Source organism: Arthrobacter sp. Y3221160, from assembly GCF_059092585.1.
On the sequence record NZ_JBNHHU010000002.1, the window covers coordinates 415907 to 439848 of the forward strand.

22 protein-coding genes are annotated in these 23942 nt (G+C 67.4%); 7 read left to right on the plus strand and 15 right to left on the minus strand.

All coding sequences use genetic code 11. From position 1 onward, the window contains the following. Positions 1–59: 59 nt before the first annotated feature. On the plus strand, positions 60–1847 hold the full coding sequence (sdhA, locus tag AC5RWG_RS14835) for a succinate dehydrogenase flavoprotein subunit (RefSeq protein WP_493978599.1): 1788 nt from the start codon (positions 60–62) through the stop codon (positions 1845–1847). Beyond that, a complete protein-coding gene (locus tag AC5RWG_RS14840) occupies positions 1847–2635 on the plus strand; it encodes a succinate dehydrogenase iron-sulfur subunit (protein WP_494014411.1) in 789 nt (262 codons plus the stop codon). Before sdhA ends, AC5RWG_RS14840 begins: the two co-directional genes overlap by 1 nt. 77 nt (positions 2636–2712) lie before the next feature. On the opposite strand, the gene AC5RWG_RS14845 is transcribed toward AC5RWG_RS14840, so the two are convergent. The 10 genes from AC5RWG_RS14845 to AC5RWG_RS14890 form a co-directional block, all read right to left on the minus strand. Then, positions 2713–3795 (minus strand): YihY/virulence factor BrkB family protein, encoded by a 1083-nt coding sequence (locus AC5RWG_RS14845; RefSeq protein WP_494167238.1) that lies wholly within the window; start codon positions 3793–3795, stop codon positions 2713–2715. Then, the gene (locus tag AC5RWG_RS14850; RefSeq protein ID WP_494167239.1) at positions 3767–4366 is read right to left on the minus strand and encodes a 2'-5' RNA ligase family protein; all 600 of its coding nucleotides are present in this window, start codon (positions 4364–4366) and stop codon (positions 3767–3769) included. Before AC5RWG_RS14850 ends, AC5RWG_RS14845 begins: the two co-directional genes overlap by 29 nt. A 2-nt stretch (positions 4367–4368) precedes the next feature. Further along, positions 4369–5451, minus strand: a complete 1083-nt coding sequence (trpS, locus tag AC5RWG_RS14855) for a tryptophan--tRNA ligase (protein WP_494167240.1) — start codon at positions 5449–5451, stop codon at positions 4369–4371. An 11-nt stretch (positions 5452–5462) separates the two neighbouring features. Beyond that, entirely contained in the window at positions 5463–6287 is an 825-nt protein-coding gene (locus AC5RWG_RS14860; protein ID WP_494014570.1) for an exodeoxyribonuclease III, read from the minus strand. Positions 6288–6370: 83 nt separating this feature from the next. Then, a complete protein-coding gene (locus tag AC5RWG_RS14865; RefSeq protein ID WP_493978594.1) occupies positions 6371–6898 on the minus strand; it encodes a hypothetical protein in 528 nt (175 codons plus the stop codon). Between the two features lie 60 nt (positions 6899–6958). Beyond that, positions 6959–7318, minus strand: a complete 360-nt coding sequence (locus AC5RWG_RS14870) for a VOC family protein (protein ID WP_494014413.1) — start codon at positions 7316–7318, stop codon at positions 6959–6961. A 112-nt stretch (positions 7319–7430) separates the two neighbouring features. Then, on the minus strand, positions 7431–8264 hold the full coding sequence (locus AC5RWG_RS14875; protein WP_494001500.1) for an ABC transporter permease: 834 nt from the start codon (positions 8262–8264) through the stop codon (positions 7431–7433). Then, complete coding sequence (locus tag AC5RWG_RS14880; RefSeq protein WP_494167241.1) at positions 8261–9394, minus strand: ABC transporter permease; 1134 nt, start codon at positions 9392–9394, stop codon at positions 8261–8263. The genes AC5RWG_RS14875 and AC5RWG_RS14880 overlap by 4 nt, the downstream gene beginning before the upstream one ends. After that, a complete protein-coding gene (locus tag AC5RWG_RS14885; RefSeq protein ID WP_494023851.1) occupies positions 9387–10325 on the minus strand; it encodes an ABC transporter ATP-binding protein in 939 nt (312 codons plus the stop codon). The genes AC5RWG_RS14880 and AC5RWG_RS14885 overlap by 8 nt, the downstream gene beginning before the upstream one ends. Positions 10326–10595: 270 nt before the next feature. Continuing rightward, a complete protein-coding gene (locus tag AC5RWG_RS14890; RefSeq protein ID WP_494109900.1) occupies positions 10596–11519 on the minus strand; it encodes a LysR substrate-binding domain-containing protein in 924 nt (307 codons plus the stop codon). 190 nt (positions 11520–11709) lie between these two features. On the opposite strand from AC5RWG_RS14890, the gene AC5RWG_RS14895 reads away from it, so the two are divergent. The 3 genes from AC5RWG_RS14895 to AC5RWG_RS14905 all read left to right on the plus strand — a co-directional run bounded on the left by AC5RWG_RS14895 (position 11710) and on the right by AC5RWG_RS14905 (position 14551). Further along, complete coding sequence (locus AC5RWG_RS14895) at positions 11710–12900, plus strand: cytochrome P450 (protein ID WP_494167242.1); 1191 nt, start codon at positions 11710–11712, stop codon at positions 12898–12900. A gap of 61 nt (positions 12901–12961) precedes the next feature. After that, the gene (locus AC5RWG_RS14900; RefSeq protein ID WP_494167243.1) at positions 12962–13288 is read left to right on the plus strand and encodes a 2Fe-2S iron-sulfur cluster-binding protein; all 327 of its coding nucleotides are present in this window, start codon (positions 12962–12964) and stop codon (positions 13286–13288) included. Between the two features lie 9 nt (positions 13289–13297). Continuing rightward, on the plus strand, positions 13298–14551 hold the full coding sequence (locus tag AC5RWG_RS14905) for an NAD(P)/FAD-dependent oxidoreductase (protein ID WP_494167244.1): 1254 nt from the start codon (positions 13298–13300) through the stop codon (positions 14549–14551). A gap of 169 nt (positions 14552–14720) precedes the next feature. Here the strand turns inward: AC5RWG_RS14905 and AC5RWG_RS14910 are convergent, their stop codons facing one another. Further along, complete coding sequence (locus tag AC5RWG_RS14910) at positions 14721–15635, minus strand: LysR family transcriptional regulator (protein WP_494167245.1); 915 nt, start codon at positions 15633–15635, stop codon at positions 14721–14723. A 267-nt stretch (positions 15636–15902) separates the two neighbouring features. Here AC5RWG_RS14910 and AC5RWG_RS14915 point away from each other — a divergent pair, with 267 nt between their 5' ends. Then, on the plus strand, positions 15903–17297 hold the full coding sequence (locus AC5RWG_RS14915) for an MFS transporter (RefSeq protein ID WP_494001507.1): 1395 nt from the start codon (positions 15903–15905) through the stop codon (positions 17295–17297). 179 nt (positions 17298–17476) lie between these two features. Here the strand turns inward: AC5RWG_RS14915 and AC5RWG_RS14920 are convergent, their stop codons facing one another. The 4 genes from AC5RWG_RS14920 to AC5RWG_RS14935 all read right to left on the minus strand — a co-directional run bounded on the left by AC5RWG_RS14920 (position 17477) and on the right by AC5RWG_RS14935 (position 22499). After that, positions 17477–18454 (minus strand): putative endonuclease domain-containing protein, encoded by a 978-nt coding sequence (locus AC5RWG_RS14920; protein WP_494167246.1) that lies wholly within the window; start codon positions 18452–18454, stop codon positions 17477–17479. A gap of 518 nt (positions 18455–18972) precedes the next feature. Continuing rightward, on the minus strand, positions 18973–19872 hold the full coding sequence (locus AC5RWG_RS14925) for a bifunctional methylenetetrahydrofolate dehydrogenase/methenyltetrahydrofolate cyclohydrolase (RefSeq protein ID WP_494167247.1): 900 nt from the start codon (positions 19870–19872) through the stop codon (positions 18973–18975). Between the two features lies 1 nt (position 19873). Next, positions 19874–21154, minus strand: coding sequence for a serine hydroxymethyltransferase (gene glyA, locus AC5RWG_RS14930; RefSeq protein WP_494026109.1), 1281 nt, complete (start codon positions 21152–21154; stop codon positions 19874–19876). Positions 21155–21401: 247 nt separating this feature from the next. Next, positions 21402–22499: a S1C family serine protease gene (locus tag AC5RWG_RS14935; protein ID WP_494167248.1), complete on the minus strand. Its 1098-nt coding sequence runs from the start codon at positions 22497–22499 to the stop codon at positions 21402–21404. 332 nt (positions 22500–22831) lie between these two features. Here AC5RWG_RS14935 and AC5RWG_RS14940 point away from each other — a divergent pair, with 332 nt between their 5' ends. Next, positions 22832–23941 (plus strand): FAD-dependent oxidoreductase, encoded by a 1110-nt coding sequence (locus tag AC5RWG_RS14940; RefSeq protein WP_494167249.1) that lies wholly within the window; start codon positions 22832–22834, stop codon positions 23939–23941. Position 23942: the final 1 nt, after the last annotated feature.

Genomic DNA, 23942 nt, shown 5'->3' on the forward strand with positions numbered 1-23942 from the left:
GCCCGTCGTGAACCCCACACGGCGAAGAAAACCCAGTTTCAACAGAAAGAGCATCCAGTATGCAGGTCCATAAGTACGACGTCGTCATTGTCGGTGCCGGTGGCGCCGGTATGCGCGCCGCGATCGAATCAGGCCAGCGCGCGCACACCGCAGTACTGACCAAGCTGTACCCCACCCGTTCCCACACCGGCGCGGCCCAGGGCGGCATGTGCGCCGCACTGGCGAACGTCGAAGAGGACAACTGGGAATGGCACACCTTTGACACGATCAAGGGCGGCGACTACCTGGTTGACCAGGATGCCGCCGAAGTGATGGCCAAGGAAGCCATCGACGCGGTGCTGGACCTGGAAAAGATGGGCCTGCCGTTCAACCGGACGCCCGAGGGCAAGATCGACCAGCGCCGCTTCGGCGGACACACCCGCGACCACGGCAAGGCCCCGGTGCGCCGCGCCTGCTACGCCGCCGACCGCACCGGACACATGATCCTGCAGACCCTTTACCAAAACTGCGTCAAGCACAACGTTGAGTTCTACAACGAGTACTACGTGCTGGACCTGCTGTTGGTCGAGGAAGACGCCACCCGCGCGGACGGCACCCCCTACAAGCAGAAGCGCGTCGCCGGCGTCGTCAGCTACGACCTGGCCTCCGGCGAGCTCCACGTCTTCCAGGCCAAGTCCGTCATCTTCGCTTCGGGCGGCGTGGGCAAGGTCTTCAAGACCACCTCCAACGCGCACACTCTCACCGGCGACGGCATGGGCATCGCGTTCCGCCGCGGCCTCCCGCTGGAGGACATGGAGTTCGTCCAGTTCCACCCGACCGGCCTGGCCGGCCTGGGCATCCTGCTCTCCGAGGCCGCCCGCGGCGAAGGCGGCATCCTCCGCAACGCCGACGGTGAGCGCTTCATGGAGCGCTACGCCCCCACCATCAAGGACCTGGCGCCGCGTGACATCGTGGCCCGCTCCATGGCCCTGGAGGTCCGGGAAGGCCGCGGCTGCGGTCCGAACAAGGACTACGTGCTGCTGGACCTGACCCACCTGGAGCCGGCGCACATTGACGCGAAGCTGCCGGACATCACGGAGTTCGCGCGCACCTACCTCGGCGTCGAGCCCTACACCGAGCCGGTGCCCGTGTTCCCCACCGCCCACTACGCCATGGGTGGAATTCCCACCAACATCAAGGCCGAGGTGCTGCAGGACAACGACACCGTGGTGCCGGGCCTGTACGCCGCCGGCGAGGTGGCCTGCGTTTCCGTCCACGGCTCGAACCGTCTGGGAACCAACTCCCTGCTGGACATCAACGTCTTCGGCAAGCGCTCCGGCATCAACGCCGCCGAGTACGCCAAGACCGCGGACTTTGTCGAGCTGCCGGAGAACCCGGAGCTGTACACGATGGAGCTGCTCGAGACGGTGCGCGGCGGTACCGGTACCGAGCGGGTCGCCCAGATCCGCAAGGAACTGCAGGACATCATGGATGCCAACGTGCAGGTGTTCCGCGACGAGAAGTCCCTGACCGAGGCGCTGAACGTGATTGCTTCGCTGCGCGAGCGCTACAAGAACATCAGCGTCCAGGACAAGGGCAAGCGCTTTAACCTGGACCTGCTGGAGGCCGTGGAACTCGGCTTCCTGCTGGACATGGCCCAGGTGATGACCGTGGCGGCGCTGCACCGCACGGAGTCCCGCGGCGGACACTTCCGCGAGGACTACCCGGACCGCGACGACGAGAACTTCATGAAGCACTCGATGTGCTACCTGGACGTCGACGCCGTGACCGATCAGACGGCCGGCATCCGCATGGATACCAAACCCGTGGTATTCACGCGCTACGAACCGATGGTGAGGAAATACTGATGAGCACCGCGACCGAAATTCCCGAAGGACCGTCCAAGGTCGAGCTGGCTCCCGGGGTCGGCGGCGGCGGCGAAATCCCCAGCTTTGACATTACGCTGAAGGTCCGCCGCTACGATCCGGAGATTTCCGAGGAAGCCCGCTGGGACGAGTTCAAGCTCACCATGTACGGCACCGACCGCGTGCTGGATGCCCTGCACAAGGTCAAGTGGGAGCATGACGGTTCCGTTTCCTTCCGCCGGTCCTGCGCCCACGGCGTCTGTGGCTCGGATGCGATGCGCATCAACGGCCGCAACCGCCTGGCCTGCAAGACGCTGCTGAAGGACCTGGACACGGCCAAGCCCATCACGGTGGAGCCGATCAAGGGCCTGCCGGTGGAGAAGGACCTGATCGTGGACATGGAGCCGTTCTTCCAGTCCTACCGCGAGATCATGCCGTTCCTGATCAACAACGGCCACGCGCCGACCCGCGAGCGGCTGCAGTCGCAGGAGGACCGCGAGCGGTTCGACGACACCACCAAGTGCATCCTCTGCGCCGCCTGCACCTCCTCCTGCCCGGTGTTCTGGACCGACGGCCAGTACTTCGGGCCGGCGGCGATCGTGAACGCGCACCGCTTCATCTTCGATTCCCGTGACGATGCCGGCGACATGCGCCTGGAGGTCCTCAACGACAAGGAAGGCGTGTGGCGCTGCCGCACCACCTTCAACTGCAGCGAGGCCTGCCCCCGCGGCATCCAGGTGACCAAGGCGATCACCGAGGTGCGCCAGGCCATCCTGCACCGCTCCGTCTAGCCAATCTCGGCGGTCCCCTTCGGGACTGCGCGGTACTGGTGGCGCCGATTCCTTCCGGGAGTCGGCGCCACCGGTGTTTAAGGTTCCGGCAGGGGCCTCCGCCGGCGCAGGCCCCACGCCCGCTGCCGCAGCGACCGGCCTCCCCCGGCCGCCTGCCGGGCCAGCGCGTCCGCCGTGCCGACCGCTCCCCAGGCGGTAGCGATCAGGTAGACCTGGCTCAGCAGGTAGAACCACACGAACAAACCCAGGATGACGGCGTAAGAAGCCAGCAGCGGATTGCTGCCGGCGTTGCCCAGGAGCGTCGAGGAGAAGTACCTGAGGACCGTACTGCCGACGCCGGCTAGCAAGGCGGACTGGAGCATCACCGGGCGTGGCATCCGGATCCCTGAGGCCACGCGGAAAAGGACCACGGCAACCGCCGTATCCAGCAACAGCATGACCACGATGCCGGCAATCCGGGTCAGCGGAACCACGGCATCGCCTTCGATACGGAGCAATTCCACGATCAGGTCCAGCGCGGTATTGGCTATGGCCGCGACGAGCGACGTCACGATCAAGGCCACGCCCACGATCAGCAGCGTGCCGGTGTCCTTGAGCTTGACCAGGACGACGTTCGTATCCAGCGGGGGCAGGTCAAAGATGCCCCGCATCCCCGTCCGCAGCCCGGCGATCCAGCCCAACGAGGTCCAGATCATGACTACGGTAGAGATGATCAGGCTGACCCCGAATGCCTCGCTGCGGGAGAAGAGCTCTTGGGGTGTGGCCAGGCCCCCGTCTCCGGTGTCGATTAGTCCCGGGATGAAGTCGTTCACCACCCGGATGATGGCCATCTGCAGGTCGCGGTTGCCGGAAACCACCAGGCCCAGGATGGAGAAACCGGCCACCAGCATCGCGGCCACGGAGAAGAACATCTTGTAGGCACACCCGGCCGCCAGCAGCGACCCGTGCCTCAGGGCGTAGAGATTCATGACCCGCATCAGGCGCCGGGAGTTGAGCGTTGCCAGCCTGTACCTGGCCGCGGCCAGGACGCTTTGCAGGGTGCCTTCTTCGCGCTTGGCGCGGCCTGCTTCCCGCCGCTGCCTTACGGCGGCGAGCAGCAGTTGCTGCCGTTCCAGCGGATCCGGCGTTGCCTCAGCCTGCTCCTGCTGGTCCGGCGCCAAAGGTCAACTCTTCCCGTAGTATCCACACACCAGTCTCGTCGTGCTCGTAGAGCCCCATGCTACTGACCCGGAATGCGGCGTCATAATCAGCGAGCTTGCTTTCGGCCGAGTCCATGCTGGCTTCGCTGACGTCGTGCGCCACGGTCAGGTGCGGGTGGAAGCCGAACTCGAGGTCGCGTTCCAGCGGCCCGGACTGGAGTTTTTGGTGCAGCGCGACGCACTCGTCGAAGCCCTCGTCGATGCTCAGGTAGACCACGGGCGAAACCGGGCGGAAACTGCCCGTGCCGCGCAGGGAGAGGGTGAACGGGGACTGCGAACTGGCCACGGCCCGGACGTGCTGGACGGCCTCGTCCCAGTCAAGCACCGGAGTGGTGGTGACCAGGGTGATGTGCGGCGGTATCACCGAGGCCAGCGGGTCTCCGAACGAGGCCCGCCAGCCCTGCAGCTCACTGGCCATCGGCTCCGGGACCCCGATGACCACGCCGACGCAACCGACCGCCGTCCGGGCACCGCGGCCAGCACCGCCGTCGTGTTCCACACGGGCGATGCTGTCCTGGTCCTGCTGGCGCATGGCTAGCGCCCGCCTCCGGCGGGCAGGAAACCTACCTTGGAGTACACATCAGCGAGTGTAGCCGATGCGATTGAACGAGCCCTCTGGGCCCCCCGCACCAGCAGCCGGTCCAGTTCGGCCGGATCGTCCAGCAGCTCCTGGGCCCGCGCCTGCACCGGGGCGAGCGTTTCGACGACCACCTCGGCCAGATCGACCTTCAGGTGACCGTACATCTTGCCCTGGTACTCCTGCTCAAGCTGCCCGACGGTCTTGCCCGACAGCGTGGAGTAGATGGTGAGCAGATTGGAGATGCCCGGCTTGGCCTCGCGGTCGAAGCGGATTTCCGTACCGTCGTCGGTGACGGCCGACTTGATCTTCTTGGCGGCCTGCTTCGGGTTGTCGAGTATGTTGATCAGGCCGGCGGTCGACTCGGCCGACTTGGACATCTTCGCGGTGGGGTGCTGGAGATCGTAGATCTTCGCCCCCTCCTTGGGGATCACCGCTTCGGGCACCACGAAAGTTTCCCCGAACCGGTGGTTGAACCGCTGGGCGAGGTTCCGCGCCAGTTCCAGGTGCTGGCGCTGGTCCTCGCCGACGGGCACGCCGTAGGGGCGGTACAGCAGGATGTCCGCGGCCATCAGCACCGGGTAGGCGAACAGCCCCACGGTCGCGGCGTCGGTACCGTTCTTCTGCGTCTTGTCCTTGAACTGGGTCATCCGGGAGGCCTCGCCGAAGCCTGTCACGCAGTTCAGGACCCAGGCCAGCTCGGCATGCTCCGGCACGTGGGACTGAACGAAGAGCGCGGTGCGGTCGACGTCGATGCCGCCGGCGATGTACTGCGCGCAGGTGACCCTGGTGCGGTGGGCGAGATCCTTCGGATCGTAGTCAACGGTGATGGCGTGCAGGTCGGGGATGAAGTAAAAGGTTTCGTACTCGTCCTGCAGCTTGACCCAATTGACGAGTGCGCCCAAGTAGTTGCCCAGGTGCAGGGAGTCGGCGGAGGGCTGCATGCCGGAGAGCAGCCGCGGACGCTCGGCCTGCGGCCGGCCTGCTTGCCCGGCGGCCCGCACGGCGGTTTCTGTCGGTTCTGTGGTTCCTGTGCTCATCGGGATGCTTCCTAGAACTGGTAGTCGACGACCAGCGGTGCGTGGTCGGAGAATCGGGCGTCGTAGGTGGCGGCACGGTCGACGGCGGCGGTCGTCGCGAGATCGGCCAGCGACGGGGTGGCCACCTGGTAATCGATGCGCCAGCCGGAGTCGTTGTCAAAGGCCTGGCCGCGCCAGGACCACCAGGTGTAGGGACCGCTGACATCCCCGGCCAGCGACCGGTGCACATCGCGCCAACCGATCTCCTCGCCGAAGAAGCGGTCGAAGTAGGCCCGTTCCTCGGGCAGGAAGCCGGCACGCTTGACGTTGCCCTTCCAGTTCTTGATGTCCAACTCGGTGTGGCCCACGTTCAGGTCGCCGACAACCAGCGCGTAGTCCCGCTCGGCCTTCAGCTGCGGCAGGCGGTGGCACATGGCGTCCAGGAAACGGTACTTGTCCACCTGCTTGGGGGTGTCCACCTCGCCGGAATGGACGTAGGCGCTCACCACCGTCAGGGTCTTTTCGCCGTCGACGCCGTCCACCGCAAAGTCGGCCTCCACCCAGCGGCCGGCGGAGAGAAAGTACTCATCGCCGATGTGGCTGCGGGTGGCAGTGGGCTCCACGCGTGAGGCGATGGCGACACCGGCGCGGCCCTTGGCCTCGGCTTCGGCATGCAGAATGTGCCAGTCGCTGCCCAGCAGCTCACGTACTACCGCGTCCGGTGCCCGCACCTCCTGCAGGCAGAGGATGTCCACGTCCCGGACGGCCAGCCAGTCGGCCATCCCGCGCTTGTAGGCGGCGCGGATGCCATTGACGTTGACGCTGGCAATCCGCAGTGTCTTGCCTGCCTGGATCAGTCCGCCGGCGGCGTCGCGGGAGGTGGTCGGTGCGGTGGAAACGGTTGCCAAAGTCACCCGACTACCTTACCCAACCCTTCAGTTCAGCCAACAACTGTGCCGCTGACCGTTCCGCCGCCGTCTTCCTTGCGGATCATGCCGCGGCCGTTGTGGGCCGTGATCTCTACCGTTTCCAGCGCCCGGTCCACCATGCCCTCGTCTTTGCCGCGGTAGTCGCGGATCACCTTGGCCTGCACCTGGATGATCTTGAAGCTGTGGTCCAGCTTTTCGTCCCGCACGGCATTCGCCCTGGAGATTTCTTCCTCGACGAGGGCGGTGCCGCCGCCGGGAGCGGGGTTGACCCGCCCGGCGTAATCCGCCTGCACGTTGGCCAGCTTCTCCTTCGCCTTGCGCGTGGCACCGCGGACGCTGAACACCACGAAGGCGGCCAGGGCCAGCCATGCCAGCGACACCGCGACGACGATCCAGCCGATGACGTCGTTCTCATTGGCGGCAAAGATCACCGCGACCAGGAAGACAAGCACCAGCACTGCCAGACTGATGTTGCCGGCCTTGAACGGCAGCTGGCGGGCGGTGGACGAAACGGAAGACTCGGGACCAATTGATCGCATGGGCCTATTCTCTCAAATCCGTGCGCCTGCGTGCGCCGTGTCCGCCCACGGCTCAGCGCGCTACCACTGCACCAGGCAGAACGGGTGCCCGGCCGGGTCCAGGTACACCCTGAAGGTCTCGCTGCCCGAGTCCATGCTCGTGGCTCCCAGCTGGAGTACCAGTCCTTCGGCGATGTCCAGGTCCCGGACCCTGACGTCAACATGCATCTGCTGGGGATGCTCCTGTCCCGGCCACTGGGGCGGTTCGTAATCCCGGACCTGCTGGAAGGCGATGGCCGGCCGGTCCGGGGCATCCCCGATGCTGATCCAGCCGTCGTCGTCCTGTTGGACCCGGATCATGCCCAGCAGCTCCTCGTAAAAGGTAGCCAGTACATCGCTGTCCGGACAATCGATGACCAGTGCCTGCCACGTGCCGATCATGTGCCAGCTCCTTACTTAATTCGGGCCTTTGGACGGTGTCTCCATCATTGATGCGCCGCAAGGGTGTGGCAAGGACAAGGCGGCAGCCCGCCCGCCGCACGTCGGTCCGCGGTCAGTTCAGGAAGAGCTTGCGCAGCCTGCCAGTGGTCAGGATCAGCCCGAGCACGATCATGACCAGGAAGTACGCCACGTGGATCCAGGTGGCGGCGGTGAAGGCGCCGACGCTGAGCTGACGCAGCAGTTCCACGCCGTGCCAGAGCGGGAATGCCTGGATCAGCCACTGGATCGGCTCCGGGTAGACGCTGAGCGGGTAGAAAGTCGCGGAGAACAGGAACATCGGGAGCATGATGAAGTTGATCCAGTCCATCTGCTGGAACGTTTTCATGTAGCTGGTGATCGCCATGCCGAAGGAAGCGAAGCCGAAGGCCACCACCACGGCTGCGGGGATCATCAACAGCGCCCAGGGCGAGGTGATCAACCCCATCGCCCCCATCACAGCGGTGAAGCCGGTGGCGTAGAGCGCTCCTCGCATCAGCGCCAGCAGGATCTCGCCGAGCGCCACGTCCAGCGGTCCCAAAGAGGTGTACAACATGCCTTCGTAGAGCTTGGCAAAGTTCAGTTTGAAGAAGACGTTCCAGGTGGAGTCGTACACCGCGCCGTTCATCGCCGAGACGGCCAGCAGCGCCGGCGCAATATAGTTCGCATAACCGATCTCGGTTCCGCCGGGGCCGCTTATCGTGCCGATCAGCGAGCCCAGTCCGATCCCCATCGCCACCAGGTAGAGGACCGGCTCGACGAAGCCGCTGACCATGATCGCCCAGTTGGTTCCCCAGGTCGCCTTGACGCCGCGGGCGAAGACCGCCCGCACATTGCCGGCATAGAGCGAGCCAAACGGGCGGCGCGCCGGCTCGAGCCGCGGCGGCTGCGGGAGAACGTGCTGGCTCATTTGCCCAGCCTCCTGATATAGATGCGGCGCGCGAAGACCCAGCCGGCCGCGCAGAGGACGGCAAGGTAGGCGACGTGCAGCACGGTCAGCCAAACCGGTTCAACGTAGCCGTAGCTGAGCACCCGGCCCAGCTCCGTCGAATGCCACAGCGGCGAGATCCATCCGATCCAGCGCACCACCAGCGGCATGGCCTCCAGCGGAAAGAACGTGCCGGAGAAGAGGAACAGCGGCATCACGATGAACCGCTGCACCAGCGCGAACTGGCCGCGGTCTTCTTCGATGCTGGCCGAGTACGCCATCAGCGGCAGCCCGAAGGCCATCCCGCCCAGGGCCGCCGTGATGACCATCAGCCAGGCGGTGGCCTCGGTTACCGCGCCGAAGATGACCAGGCAGAGGAAATACAAGCCGGTGGTCAGCAGCAGGCGGGCCAGCACGCCCAACGAGTGCCCGTTGACCAGTTGGTGGCTCTGCAGCGGCGAGGCGTTGGGACCGTAGTAGGTCTTGCGCCATCGGAACCCCGACATCACCGAGTACGTGTTCTCTTCGCTGGCCACCATGATCGCGGCGGTCGCCAGGAGGGCAGGCGCCACGAAGACCAGATACGGCACGGACTGGCCGTTTCCGGCGTCGAGCGAGGCGTTGGTGTTGGCGTCCACCAACGTGGCGAGCCCCACGCCCATGGCAAACAGGTATACCAGCGGCGTGCCGACCGCCGTCATCAAGACGGTCCAGCCGTAGCCGCGCAACTGCCGCAGCCAATGCTCCAGGAAGTAGACGGAACCGAAGTTCCGGGCGCGCTCGGCCGACTGCAGCGGGGTCAGCGGCGAGCGCAGGCCGGTGACTGGCCGCGTCAGCGCGTCGATTTCCCGCAGTGACAGCTGCTCCGGGGCCCGCGCATCGACCGAGCCCGCGGCGGCCGCGGCGTCCGGCACGGAGGCTGCAGCGGTCGCGGTTCGCCCGGACTCTTGGGCCGCGGGCGCCGGTGATTCTTCGGCCGCGCGGACCGGAGTTTCTTGGGACGCGCGCGCCGTGGTGTCTTCGCCCGCGCGCGCGGTGGTTTTCTCGGCCGGGCGCGCCGTGGTCTCCATGTCCTGCCCGCCCGGCACCTGCGGGGGCTGTTGCTCAGTCAATGAGGCTCCTGCCGGTCAGCCGGAGGAAGACGTCCTCCAGGCTGGAGCGCCGTACCAGGGACGTGATCGGGCGCAGGCCGCGGTTGGACACCTGCTCGAGCGCCGCCTCGCCGTCGTCGGCATAGACCAGCACACGGTCCGGCAGCGTTTCAAGCCGCTCCCCGATGCCGGCGAGCTCCGGGGCCACGGTGGTATTCCGCTCGGAACCGAACCGAAGCTCGAGGACCTCTCGGGTGGAATGTTCGCGGATCAGGGCTGCCGGCGACCCTTCCGCCATGATCTTTCCTTTGTCCACCACGATGAGTCGGTCGCAGAGCTGCTCGGCCTCGTCCATGTAGTGCGTGGTCAGGATCAGGGTCACGCCCGCTTCCTTGAGCCGGAAGAGCCGGTCCCAGAGGATGTGGCGCGCCTGCGGATCGAGTCCGGTGGTCGGCTCGTCGAGCAGCAGCACCTTCGGATCGTTCATCAGCGAACGGGCGATGGTCAGCCGCCGTTTCATGCCGCCGGAGAGAGCATCGACCTTCGCCTTGGCCTTGTCCGTCAGCTGCGCGAACTCCAGCAGTTCGTCCGCCTTGGGCCGCAGGTAGGAGTACGGCAGCCCGAAGTAGCGGCCGTAAACAATCAGGTTGTCGCGGACCTTCAGTTCCTCGTCCAGGTTGTCCTGCTGCGGCACCACGCCCAGATGCGCCCGCACCTCCGGCCCGTGTCGGTCCGGGTCCAGGCCCATGATGCTCAGTTCGCCGGACGTCCGCTGCGACACGCCGCCGATCATCCGCATCGTCGTGGACTTGCCCGCACCGTTGGGGCCGAGCAGCCCGAACGACTCCCCCGCCGGGACTTCGAAGGAGATACCGTCGACGGCGTTGAAATTGCCGTAGGTCTTCACGACGTCCCGGGCGGAAATGACGGCCGCGGAGGTTCGCTGAGGCAACCGGTGTGAGAGAGATGTTTGAGGCACTGCTATAGCCTAGATCACACTAGCGATTGAGGAAAGCCAATCGGGATTCAGCCTCCGGCGTGTCCGATTGGCAGCGGTGCCTGACCAAGCTGAGGCGCCGCGGCCGCCGGTGGTTGCGCCCCGGCGGTGCCGCCGGCGGTTGCGCCCGCAGCGGCCGCAGGCGGTGGCTCCCCGGCGCGGCCGCCGGCGGTGAGGCACCGTGGCCGCCGGCGGTTAGGCGCCTCGCGGCCGCCGGGGGCGCACTCATCGGCCAGAGCCACCACTCTGGCGGGGCGCATGGGCCTCGACCGCATACCTGACCACCTCCGCGGCCCGGTCGGTCAGCCTGACCCCTTCGGGCCAGACGATCTTCACGCCAACCGGTCGGACCGCCGGCTCGATTGGCAACGCGGTGAAAGTCCGGCCTTCATAGGTGGCATCGCCGGACGGCCGCTGCACCAGGACCGAGTAGCCGATACCCCGCCCGACCAGCGAGCGGGTCAGCTCGAAGTCAGTGGTGCGGTACTTGATTTTCGGCACGACGGAAGCGTCACGAAACACCGACATCGTGTGATGGCTGCTCGGCGGTGCATCGAGCAGGATCATTGGCTCCTCGGCCAGGTCGGCCAAGCTCACCGCCTCCCGGCCGGCCAGCCGGTGGTCGGCCGGCAATAGCGCGTAGGCATGCATGGCGTCCAGCTGCACCGACTCCAGCCCCGGCCGCAGATCCATGTCATAGACGATGGCCAGGTCCAGCTCCCCCGTGAACAGCTTGTCCTGCACGGCATCCTGGGTGCCTTCAACGAAGTCCAACTGCACCTTGGGATGCTCGGCGGCGAAACGCTCCAGCAGCCCGGGCAGGACAGTCGGCGCCAACGTCAGGTAACAGCCCACCACCAGCGGGCCGGCCAACTCTCCCCCGCCACTGCTGGTGCTTAGCTCCAGCTCCTCCGCCTCGCGCAGGAAGGTTGCGGCGCGGGCGTGCAGCTGCCGGCCTGCAGGTGTCAGGCTGACGCCGTGTGCCTTGCGGCGGACCGTTAGCTGCGTGCCGAAAATACGCTCCAGTTCCTTTACGGCCGCGGCCACTGCCGTCTGGGAGACATGGAGTTCGGCGGCGGCGGCGGCAATCGTGCCGGCCTCTGCCACTGCGACAAAGTACGCCAACTGCCGCAGCGTGTACCGGACCAAAGCGCCTCCTGCGCCGCAGGGATGTGAACCAAAGCTTTTCGGGGGATATTTCCCCTCTTTATGCACTTTACCGGCGGATATGTCTGCTGTCACACTCGTGGGAGACAATCCTCACGCCGGACACGGTGCGAGGCCCGCCGGCAAGGATCCGGCAACCCGTTTCCGGACCAACACGACGAGGAGAGCGAGAATGACCGCCGCCACCGAAGCCCGCCCGGTTCCCACCGCGGATTGGGTCACCATCCCGGATCTCTACCGGAACCCGTATCCGATCTATCAGAAGCTGCGGGCCGAAGCGCCCGTGCACTGGGTGCCCGCCGTCAACCGGTACATGGTTACCAGCTACCAGGCCTGCCACGTGATCGAGCAGGACCAGGAGCGTTTTTCGGCCAACGAGACCAATTCGCTCATGAAGCGGGCCATGGGCCACTCGATGCTGCGCAAGGACGACCCGGAGCATGAGGTGGACCGGAAATCCTACGGGAACGTGCTGCGGCCCAAAGCCATCAAGGAGCACTGGAACGCCATCTTCCAGGCCAACAGCGACAAATACCTGGCGCAGTTAAAGGCGGCCGGCCCGGGCGCCGACTTTGTCTGGGAGTATGCCGCTCCCTACGCCGCGGAAAACCTGCGGCTGATCATGGGCTTCCACAATGCCACCCAGGAAGACATGCAGCGTTGGTCGCAGACCATGATCGACGGTACCGGCAACTACGCGGACGACCCGGACGTCTGGAGAAAGTCGGAGCAGTCGTACAACGAAGTCGACGACGCGATCGATGAAATCCTGCCCTACCTGCGCAAGAATCCGGATGCCAGCCTGCTGTCCGGGCTCACCTCCATGCCGATCCCGCTCGAGGCCATCCGGGCGAACATGAAGATGACCATCGGGGGCGGCCTCAACGAACCGCGCGACGTCCTGGGCACCACCGTGTGGGCGCTGCTGGCCAACCCGGACCAGTTGGCGCAGGTGCTCGCTGACGAATCCCTCTACGCGCGCGCCTTCGAGGAGTCCGTGCGCTGGGTCGCACCCATCGGCATGTACCCACGGGAGGTCACGCGCGACACCGTCGTGGAAGGCATGCAGCTGCCGGCCGGTGCGCGGCTGGGCATCGTCGTCGGCGCAGCCAACCGCGACCCGGCGGTGTTCGAGGACCCCGAATCCTTCAACATCAACCGGGAAAAGAAGCCGCACCTGGCATTCGGCGGCGGCAACCACTTCTGCGCGGGCGCCTGGGTGGCACGCGCTTCGGTGGCACACATTGCCATGCCGAAGGTTTTCCGCGAACTGCCGAACCTCCGCCTGGATCCGGACAACGCTCCGGTCGACGCCGGCTGGGTCTTCCGCGGCATGACCAAATTCCCGGTGCTCTGGGGCTAAGACCGGCCCGCTCACCCTTCCGTTCCACCCAAACCAGCGCCCACAGCAAGGACACTTCCCCATGGCAAAGATCAGCTTCCACCACTCGGATGGCAGCGTGGACGTGCTCGACGTCGACCCCGGCACCTCCCTGATGCGCGCCGCCGTGACCAACGGCGTCGACGGCATCGTCGGCGAATGCGGCGGCCAGGCCATGTGCGCCACCTGCCACGTCTACGTCCGCCCCGAATACCTCGACGGCCTGCCCGAAATCGGCGACGACGAAGACGAAATGCTCGACTGCACCGCCGACCCCCGCGACGAAACCCGCAGCCGGCTCGGCTGCCAGATCACGGTCGGCAACGGCCTCGAACAGATCGAAGTCGACGTCCCCGACGACCAGATCTAAGGGCGGACCATGAGGCAAACGTCAGGCAACATCGTCATTGTTGGCAACGGCCAGGCCGGCATCCAGCTGGTGGATTCGCTGCGCAAGGAAGGCCACGCCGGGGCCATCACCCTGCTCGGCGACGAGCCGCACCGCCCCTACCAGCGGCCCCCGCTGTCCAAGGATTACCTCGCCGCCGGGAAGACCCCGGCCCCGCTCCCGCTGCGCCCGGAAAAATTCTTCACCACCAACGACGTCGATGCCCGCCTCGGCGTGCGCGCCACCTCCATCGACCGGGCCGCCAAGACGGTCACCCTCGACGACGGCGCCACCCTGTCCTACACGAAGCTGGTGCTCGCCACCGGGGCCGCCAACCGCGAACTGAGCGTCCCCGGCGCCGGCTTGGCCGGCATCCACGGCCTGCGCACCCTCACCGACGCCCAGACCCTGCACGCCCGCCTCGACACCGTGGGCTCCGTCGTCGTCATCGGCGCCGGCTTCATCGGCCTGGAGTTCGCCGCCGCCGCCAGCGCCCGCGGTTTGGACGTCACCGTCCTCGAATATGCCGACCGGCCCATGGGCCGGGCCCTGACCCCCACCATGAGCGCGTTCTTCGCCGCCGCCCACCGCCGCCTGGGCGTGGACCTGCGCCTGGGCGAAGGCATCGCCTCCTTCGACGCCGACGAGACAGGGCACGTCACCGCCGCCGTCAGCACCACCGGCGAACGCTACCCCGCGGACCTGGTCCTGGTCGGGGTCGGCGTCATCCCCCGCACCGAACTCGCCTCCGCCGCCGGCCTCGAGGTGGACAACGGCATCACCGTCGACGCCACCCTGCGCACCTCCGACCCGGACATCTACGCCATCGGCGACTGCGCCTCCTTCCCCAACGCCCACGCCGGCGCCCACACCCGGCTCGAATCCGTGCAGAACGCCACCGACCAGGCCCGGCACGCCGCCCGCGCCATCCTCGGCACCGGGACCGGCGGCTACGCGGACCTCCCCTGGTTCTGGTCAAACCAGGGGCCGCTGCGCCTGCAGATCGCCGGACTGGCCGCCCCCGGCGACGAGGTAGTTCTCCGCGGCAACCCCGCCGACAAAAAGTTCTCCGTCTTCTGCTTCCGCAACGGCACCCTCGCCGCCGTCGAATCAGTCAGCCAGCCCGCGGACCACATGGCCGCCCGCCGCCTCCTCGCCGCCGGCGCAACCCTCACCCCCGAACAGGCCGCCGACCCCACCTTCGACCTCAAGGCACACTCCAAACTGCAGCCGGCGGCGTTCTAGCAACACCGCCGGTGCGGCAGGCAGTGGCGGCGCTCCAGCAACACCGCCGGCAAGGCAGGCGGCGGCGGCGGCGGGTCAGGTTGCGGGTGTCGGGTCAGGTTGCGGGTGTCGGGTCAGGTCGCGGGTGTCGGCTCAGGTCGTAGCGGCAGGGTCAGGTCGAGGCGGCGGGTCAGGTGCCTCCGCCGCTGCCCAGTGCCTGCACGGCATGGCTCAACACGGCCTCGGCCCTGGGACTGAGGACCATGGTGTCCGGCCAGATCGCACACATGGTCGTCTGCGATACGGGCGGCGATAGCGGCCGCACCGCGACCGGCCTGCCTTCGACCGTCACGGCCGGGGCAGCCGGCCGTGACATCAGCAGCGCGTACCCCAGCCCCCGCCCGACGAGTGCCTGCACCAGCACCGCCTGCGGCATGGACGTGGCGACGTACGGGCGCAGGCCGCGTTCCTCAAAGACGCGATACGTATTCGCCGTGCTCGGACTCGACTCGTACATGATGAGGGGTTCGGCGGCGAGGTCCGCCAGATCCACCGTTGGCTGCTCGGCCAAGGGATGTTCCGGCGGCAGCACCGCCTGCAACTCGGTCTGATAGATGGTGCGCTGGCTGTACCCGGCCGGGAGTTCCATGTCGTAGACCATGGCCAGGTCCAGCAGCCCGGCGTCCAATGCGGGCAGCAGGTCGTCGTGGGAGCCGACCGTGACGTCCACGCTGATACCCGGGTACTGTTCGGGCAGGCGATCGAGCACCGAGGGCAGGACGCTGCTGGCGAAGCTCGCGAAGCACCCCAACCGCACCGGTCCCTTCAGTTCGCCCGCTGCGCCTGAGAGGTCGCTGATCAGTGCTTCCGCATCGCGCAGCAGCAGTCGGGCCCGTTGCGCGAAGAACTGGCCCGACGGCGTCAGCTGGAGGCCGCGAGCCTTTCGCCGCACGCAGAGCTGCTCACCCGCGGCCCGTTCGAGGGCCGTGATGGCCTGCGACAGCGCGGACTCCGAGATGTTCAGGCTGGCGGCAGCCGAGCTCAGTGTCGGATGGTCCGGGAGGGCAGCGAAGAGTTGAAGCTGTCGCAAGGTGAAATCGACCACAGTACTTCAGTCCAATCAAAGAAGTTCGCCGCTTATCTGAAGTTTACCGAGGATTGCGAGGCGTGTCACAATGGTTGTCACGTTCAACGTTCTGCCCCGAATGGTGGCTGATCCCAACCGGCGGGCATCGCCGGGCTGCTAAGCAGACCCGGCGGCGGAACCACACGACCCGGGCCGAACACCCCGGCCTCGTTGTTCCCGCCTGCCTAAGCTCCACCCATCTGGTCGCGCCGGCCTCCTCGGTGTGACCGACCCAAGAGGACAACTATGAGCACTACAGTTTCCGGGCAATCGTCCGCCGCCAATCAGCGTCGCGTCGCGTTTGCCACCATCATCGGCACCACCATCGAGTGGTACGACTTCTTCATCTACGCCACGGCAGCGGGCCTGGTCTTCGCGCACCTGTTCTTCGAGCCGGCCGGCGAATCCATCGGGCTGCTCCTTGCCTTCGCCTCCGTTGGCATCAGCTTCCTGTTCCGGCCTCTGGGCGCCTTCCTGGCGGGCCACTACGGCGACAAGCTCGGACGCCGCGCCATGCTGGTCATCACGCTGATGATGATGGGTGCAGCGACGACGCTGATCGGCATCCTGCCAACCTACGAGACGGCCGGAATCCTGGCCCCGGTGCTGCTGCTCTCGCTGCGCATCCTGCAGGGCATCTCCGCCGGCGGCGAATGGGGCGGCGCCGTCCTGATGGCCGTGGAGCACGCCCCGCGTGACCGCCGCGGCCGTGCAGGCTCCTTCCCCCAGTTGGGTGTTCCGCTCGGCATGCTGCTCGCTTCGGGCGTCATGACTTTGATGACCGGCGTGATCTCCCCCGGCGAGGCCTTCCTTGAGTGGGGCTGGCGCATCCCGTTCCTGCTTAGCGTCGTGTTGATCGCCATCGGCTACATGGTTCGCCGCTCGGTGGACGAGTCCCCAGTGTTCAAGGAGATTGCCGACAAGAAGCAGCAGCAGAAGGTCCCCATCGTGGAACTGTTCCGCAAGCACTGGCTGCTGGTCATCCTGGCCGCACTGATCTTCGCCGGCAACAACTCTGCCGGCTACATGGCCACCGGCGGGTTCATCCCCAGCTACGCCACCAGCGAGGCAGTGGGCATGGAGCGCACCGACGTGCTGCTGGCCATCACGTTCGCCTCGGCCATGTGGTTCATCTTCACCGCCCTGGCCGGCATCATGGCCGACAAGATCGGTCGCAAGCGCACGTACCTGATTGGTTTCGGCGCCCAGCTGCTGACGGTCTTCCCGCTGTTCTGGCTGATCGACACCGGTTCGCTGGGCATGCTGTACCTGGCGCTGGCGCTGTTCAGTTTCGGCCTGGGCTTGAGCTACGGCCCGCAGGCGGCCTGGTACAGCGAGATCTTCCCGGCCTCCGTGCGATACTCGGGTGTCTCGATCGCCTACGCACTGGGCGCGATTCTCGGCGGCGCGTTCGCCCCGACCATCGCCCAGGCACTGATCAATTCCACCGGAACCAGCAGTTCCGTCTCGGCGTACCTGTTCGGAATGACGATCATTTCCATTATCGCCGTGCTGATCCTGCGCGACCGACCCGGCATCGATCTGTCGATCAACAACCAGGCCGAGCAAGAAGTCGGCGCCACCGTCTTCGACAAGCGCCGCGGAGTTTCCACCGACGACGCCGTCAAGGCCGGCGTCTAAGCCACCAAGGTTGTGCTGGAGCAACCCCAGCTGACTCAACACCGAGGCGGGTGTCCTGCCGGAGCTATTCCGGCCGGACGCCCGCCTCGGTCGTGTCCGGCCGGTCCGTCGACCTCTTCGGCGCCCCGACCGGCGTCGTCTTTTTGCACCAGAACATGCTGCGGGGGCTGATTGTGAGCTCAGGCAGCCTGCTCCGCGGACCAACCACGCCGCTGCAGTGCCGCGGTGATTTTTCGGATCGCGCGGTCTGCGCCGTTGGCCATGTGCCGCCTGGAGATCCGGACTTCGTCCCAGTCTGCTGCCCGGGCCCGTTCCGCCCGTTCGATGTCCCGCGCGATTTGGTCGGCCTGGCCGTGGCCTTCGCCCTCGTATTCGATGGCGATCCGGTATTCAGGCAGCGACAGGTCGGGGCTGTGCAGAATAGCGCCGTCGTCGTCCCTGATCGGCTTGTTCACCTCGGGTTCCGGCAATCCCGCGCTGAGCATGGCCAGCCGAAGCCTGGTCTCGGGCGGAGAGTCCGCTCCGACCCGGGCCAACGCCAAGGCTGCACGAGCCTTGCGCAGGCCCCGCTTTCCGGGGTGGCGGCTCAGCAGGGCCTGAAGATCTTCCCGGGTGGCGAATGGAGCCACGCGCCCTTCGAAGTCCGGCCGCGGAATGCGCAGGCGGTAGTCGGCTATCACCACCAAGTCAGCAAGATCGAGGGTTTCCGCCAGGTCCAGCCATGTCCGCGTGCGCGTCGTGAGGCACAGTCCATCCACCCAAGCCACTTCATCCGGAACGAGCCGGGACCGGTGGCCGACCACGCCCGGGCGTTGCATCCGTGCGCGGTCGCTTGGACGCGAGATATGAACCCGCCGATCGAAGCCGGCGGCAGGTTCGGGAAAGCCCCAAAGGCGTGCCGCGGTGTCATGTGAGGCAGCGCTTGAATCGCTGATCCGCGTGAACGGGCGCACGCGGGCCGCAAGGTCGAGGCCGGCCGGCTGGACGGTGCAGATGCCCCGGCTTAGGCGGATGAGGCGTGGGTGACGCAACTGGCTCTTGCTCAGCCCCGATTTCAGGCCGTCCTCAATCGTGAACGCGGCGGCCTGCAGGTGCGGCGGGAGCGGCCTCAGCCGTGGCAGGCGCTGTTCCGGTCCCGGTCGGTGTGCTGGGCTCATCCGGACATTATCTACAGCCGGCGCTAGGGTGTGCGGAAGTTATTCACAGGGTCATCGAGTGGCGGAAAGCTGCAGCGAACGTCGGCGTGTCGCTGCAACTTTCCACCAGTCGATTGTCGCCAAACTTGCCGCCGCCCCGGGGGCTGCTGACGATTGGCTGCCGTAACAGTTTCGGCCGCCGCTCATGATTGGCCGCCGGCTCAGTCCGGCCGCCCCTAACTCTCCGCCGCGCGCGAGGCCAACCCCCGGCCGCCGTAACAGTTTCGGCCGCCGCTGACTGTCTATCGCGCGCGGAGGCCAAGCGCCCGGCCGGTGAGCCCAAGAGCCCGGCCGCCGCTGATTCTCCGGCCGCGCACGAGGTAACCCCCGGCCACCGCTGACTGTCCATCGCGCGCGGGGCCAATCCCCGGCCGCCGGCTTTACCCGAAAAGGCCACCTGTACCAAGCAGCGTGGCCGGAAACGTCAGAGGGCGGCGTCCGGAGTCCGGACACCGCCCTCTTGACGTTCAGCGCAAGGTTCAGCCGGCCTGGCGCTCGGCGGCTCCCACGACGTTGGCCAGCAGCATGGCGCGCGTCATCGGGCCGACGCCGCCCGGATTGGGCGAGAGCCAGCTGGCGACGTTGCGTGCCTCGGGCTCCACGTCGCCGGTCACCCGGGCCTTGCCGTCCTCGTCCTCGACGCGGCTGACCCCGACGTCCAGCACGACGGCGCCGGGCTTGAGGTCGGATGCCTTGATCATGTGCGGCATCCCGGCGGCGGCAATCACGACGTCGGCCTCGCGCAGTTCCGCCGCCAGGTCGAGCGTTCCGGTATGGGCCAGGATCACCGTCGCGTTGATTTCCTTGCGGGTCAGCAACAGGCCCAAAGGGCGCCCCACGGTGACGCCACGGCCGACGACCAGCACGCGTTTGCCCGCCAACTGGACGTCGTGGCGCAGCAGCAGCTCGACACAGCCGTGCGGGGTGCAGGGCAGCGGCGAGTCCAGCGGCTCGCCCACGTTGAGCACCAGCCGGCCCAGGTTCATCGGGTGCAGGCCGTCGGCGTCCTTGGCCGGGTCGATTTTCTCCAGGACGCGGTTGGTGTCGATGTGCTTGGGCAGCGGCAACTGCACGATGTAACCGGTGCAGGCCGGGTCGGCGTTGAGCTCATCGAGGACCGCTTCGAGTTCCTCCTGCGAAACGGAGTCGGGCAGGTCGCGCCGGATCGACTCGATGCCCACTTCGGCGCAGTCTTTGTGCTTGCCGCCGACGTACCATTTGCTGCCCGGGTCCTCACCGACGAGCACAGTCCCCAGGCCGGGCACGATGCCCCTGGCCTTGAGCGCCGCTACCCGTTCCGTGAGCTCGGTCTTGATTTGCGCCGCGGTGGCCTTGCCGTCCAGCACGCGGGCGGTCGGCGGGGTCGTGTAGAGGTTCATGTCACCACTCCTCGTGGCCGGGGTAGAGCGGGAAGTCGTCGGCGAGCTTCTTCACGCGGGCCCGCAAGGCGGCGGTATCGGCGCCGCCCTTGAGCGCGGTGGCGATGATGTCTGCGACCTCGGTGAATTCGGCCGCCCCAAAACCCCGGGTGGCCAGCGCCGGCGTACCGATGCGCAGCCCCGAGGTGACCATCGGCGGGCGCGGGTCGAACGGCACGGCGTTGCGGTTCACCGTAATGCCAGCCTCGTGCAGCAGGTCTTCGGCCTGCTTGCCGTCCAACTGGGAATTGCGCAGGTCCACCAGGACCAGGTGGACGTCGGTGCCGCCGGTCAGCACGGACACGCCGGCCTCGGCCACGTCGGCGGCGGCCAGGCGCTCGGCCAGGATCCGGGCGCCTTCGAGCACGCGTTCCTGGCGCTGCTTGAATTCCTCGCCGGCGGCAATCTTGAAGGCCACCGCCTTGGCAGCGACCACATGCATCAGCGGGCCGCCCTGCTGACCCGGGAAAACGGCCGAGTTGACCTTCTTGGCGAAGGATTCCTTGCCCAGGATCACGCCGGAGCGCGGGCCGGACAGGGTCTTGTGGACCGTGGAGGTGACGATGTCCGAGTGCGGCACCGGGTTCGGATGCAGGCCGGCGGCGACCAGCCCGGCGAAGTGCGCCATGTCGGTCCAGAGGTAGGCTCCGACCTCGTCGGCGATGGAACGGAAGGCCTCAAAGTCCAGCTGGCGGGGGTACGCGGACCAGCCGGCCACGAGCACGTTCGGACGTTCGGCCAGCGCCTGCTCGCGGACCTTATCCATGTCCACCCGGAAGGTCTTCGGGTCAACCTCGTAGGCGGCGACCTGGTAGAGCTTGCCGGAGAAGTTCAGCCTCATCCCGTGGGTCAGGTGGCCGCCGTGGGCCAGGGACAGGCCCATCATCTTGTCGCCCGGCTGGATGAGGGCGGAGAGGGCGGCCGCGTTGGCCTGGGCGCCGGCGTGCGGCTGGACGTTGGCGAATTCCGCGCCGAAGAGCGACTTGGCCCGCTCGATGGCCAGGTTCTCGGCGACGTCTACGTGCTCGCAGCCGCCGTAGTAGCGCCGTCCCGGGTATCCCTCGGCGTATTTGTTGGTCAGGACCGAGCCCTGGACTTCGAGCACCGAACGCGGCGCGAAGTTTTCGGAGGCGATCATTTCGAGAGTGTCGCGCTGGCGACCGAGTTCGGCGTCGATCACGGCGGCGATTTCAGGATCCACCTGGGACAGCGGCAGATCGGTCACAGAGGGCGTAGAAGTCAAGGGAGAATCTCCTGGGTGGTGGGGCTTATCTCACTGCTACAGGCCAGATTACCGGCTGCAGGCACCCGCACGCATGACGCATGACCTGCCCCGGACACACTCCGGCCCGAACGTGACCTTACGTCCCAGGCGTGCGATCCGAGGTCGGTATATGCAGGAGCGGTAACCGAAGGTCTCCGGCCCTGCTGCCGCTTCCTGGTGGTGTCCCACCTAACGCCAGTCGCGGCGAGCCAATCCTAGCAGCCGGTCACGGCACCGGGCGGTCCGAGAGCGCAACCTGCACGCTCCGGGTCTCGTCGTCGCGGCGCACTTCCACGCTGACTGTGTCGCCCGGGTTGTGCTGGCGGATTGCGGCCAGCAGGTCTTCCGCGCTCGCCAGCGCCTCGCCGTCCACGCTCAGCAGCACATCGCCGGCGCGGATTCCCGCCTCGTCGGCCGGGCCGCCGTCGCCTACGGACAGGGCCAGGACGCCCTCCGCCTGGGGCACGCCAAGCTGCTCGGCGATCGCCGCCGTAATGCTGGCGGGAGTCAGGCCCATGAAAGCGTGGTCGGCGGTCCCGTCTTCGAGCAGTTCCTCGGCCACTTCCCGGGCGGTGGCGGCGGGAATGGCGAAACCGAGCGACACCGCGCCGGCCTCCGGCGGGATGTAGGCCTCGCTGATGCCCACCACTTGGCTCCGCGCATTGACGACGGCGCCGCCCGAGTTGCCGGGGCTGATCGGCGCGTCGGTCTGGATCAGGTCCACCAGCGCCAGGCTCGACGAGGCGGAGCCCGGGATGGAACGGTGCAGGCCGGAGATAATGCCTGCCGTGGCAGTATTCTCGAAGCCCAGCGGCGAACCGATCACCACGGCAAGTTCGCCGATCGTCGGCAGCGACGTGTTGAACTCGGCGGCCGGGAGCCCGTCGCGCTCGGTCCGCACCAAGGCCAGATCGGACACCGCATCCGTCGCCAGGACCTTGCCCGCGCTGCGTTGCCCGTCGGCGAAGCCAACCTCGACGGTGGTGCTGTCGCCGACCACGTGTTCATTGGTCAGGATCAGCCCGTCTTCGGAATAGACCACGCCGCTGCCCAGGCCGTTGTCGGTAAAGACCGTCACCACGGACGGCTGCACGTTCTCCACGATCTCCGGAATGCCGCCGGCAGGCTGGGCCCCCGCGGGCTGTCCTCCTGCATCACCCGGCGCCTGCGTGGTCCCGCCGGTCGCGGCCGGGTCCCCTCCGCCGGTCGCGGCCGGCTCCCCGCCGGTCTCGCCGGTGCACCCGGCCAGGCCAGCCAGGAGCGCGGCGGCCAGCAGCACGCGCCCTGCACTACGGAGCGTTTTCTCCCGTTCCAAATGCGTCATGGCCCGGACCTTCCGTCGTCGCTTCTGCCACCCTAGACCCATCGGGATTGGCAGAAAACGCCTTTCGGCCATCGGATGGATCCGGCACGCGACACTCGTCCCGCTGGTCCGGTGCGCTCTCGGCCCGCCCGCCACGCTCCCCAGCCGCCCGCCTCCGGAAACCTCACCCGGCCGCGACGGAATACCCGGCTGGTTCGCTGCACTCCCGTGCCCGCCCGCCACGGTCCACCGCCGCCCGCCTCAGCGTCCCGGCCGCCCGCCACGGAATACCAGGCCGGCGGCCATCGTTGCACCGGACAGAAGTTGAAGTGTCAACAAATCGGAGGGGCATCGTGACGGACCAGGCAATCGGCACCGGGCAACAGCCGCTGCAGGCGGTGGTGATCGGCGCGGGCCAGGCCGGGCTGAGCGCCGCCTACCAACTGGCCCGCCGCGGCCTGGTCCCGGACCAGGACTTCGTGGTCCTCGACGCCAACGACGGCCCCGGCGGTGCCTGGCGCCACCGCTGGCCCTCGCTGACCTTCGACGCGGCGCACGGCCTGCACGACCTCCCCGGCCTGCCCCTCGGGGTTCCGGACCCGCAGGAGCCGTCCTCCGCCGTCGTGCACCGTTATTACGGCACCTACGAGCGGCGGTTCAATCTCCCCGTGCACCGCCCCGTGCGCGTGACCTCGGTGGACGACGACGGTGCCTTCCTCCGCGTGCGCAGCGCCACCGGCGGCGAGTGGCTGGCGCGGACCGTCATCAGCGGCACCGGCACCTGGGACAAGCCGCACTGGCCGCACTACCCGGGCCGGGAGACGTTCCGCGGCCGCCAGTTGCACACCCGGAACTTCTGGTCGGCGGACGAGTTCCGTGGGCAGCGGGTGCTGGTGATCGGCGGCGGGACGTCCGCGCTGCAGTTCCTGCTCCAACTGGACGCGGCCGGCGCGGACACGCTCTGGTCCACCCGCCGCGACCCCGACTTTACCGCCGCCCCGTTCGACATGGAATGGGGTGTCGACGTGGAACGCCGCGTCAGCGAGCGCACGCGCGCGGGCCTGCCCACCCTGAGCGTGGTTGCCGCCACCGGGCTGCCGCTGACCGAGACGTACCGGAAGGGCATCGACGACGGCGTGCTCGTCTCGCGCGGAAAGCTGGCCCGCATCACGGAGCACGGCGTCGAATTCGCCGACGGCTCGGCCGAAGATGTGGACGTCATCCTCTGGGCCACCGGATTCCGGCCGTCACTGGACCACCTGGCGCCGCTTCGGCTGCGTGAACCGGGCGGCGGGATCAGGATGGGCGACGACGGCGTCTCGGTGGTGAAGGAGCCGCGGCTGTTCCTGGTGGGATACGGCGCATCCGCGTCCACGGTCGGGGCCACCCGCGCCGGCCGGGCGGCTGCCGTGGCCGCGGGCAGGTACCTTGCCGCGGAAGCCGAAGCGCAGCCGGTAGCCTAGG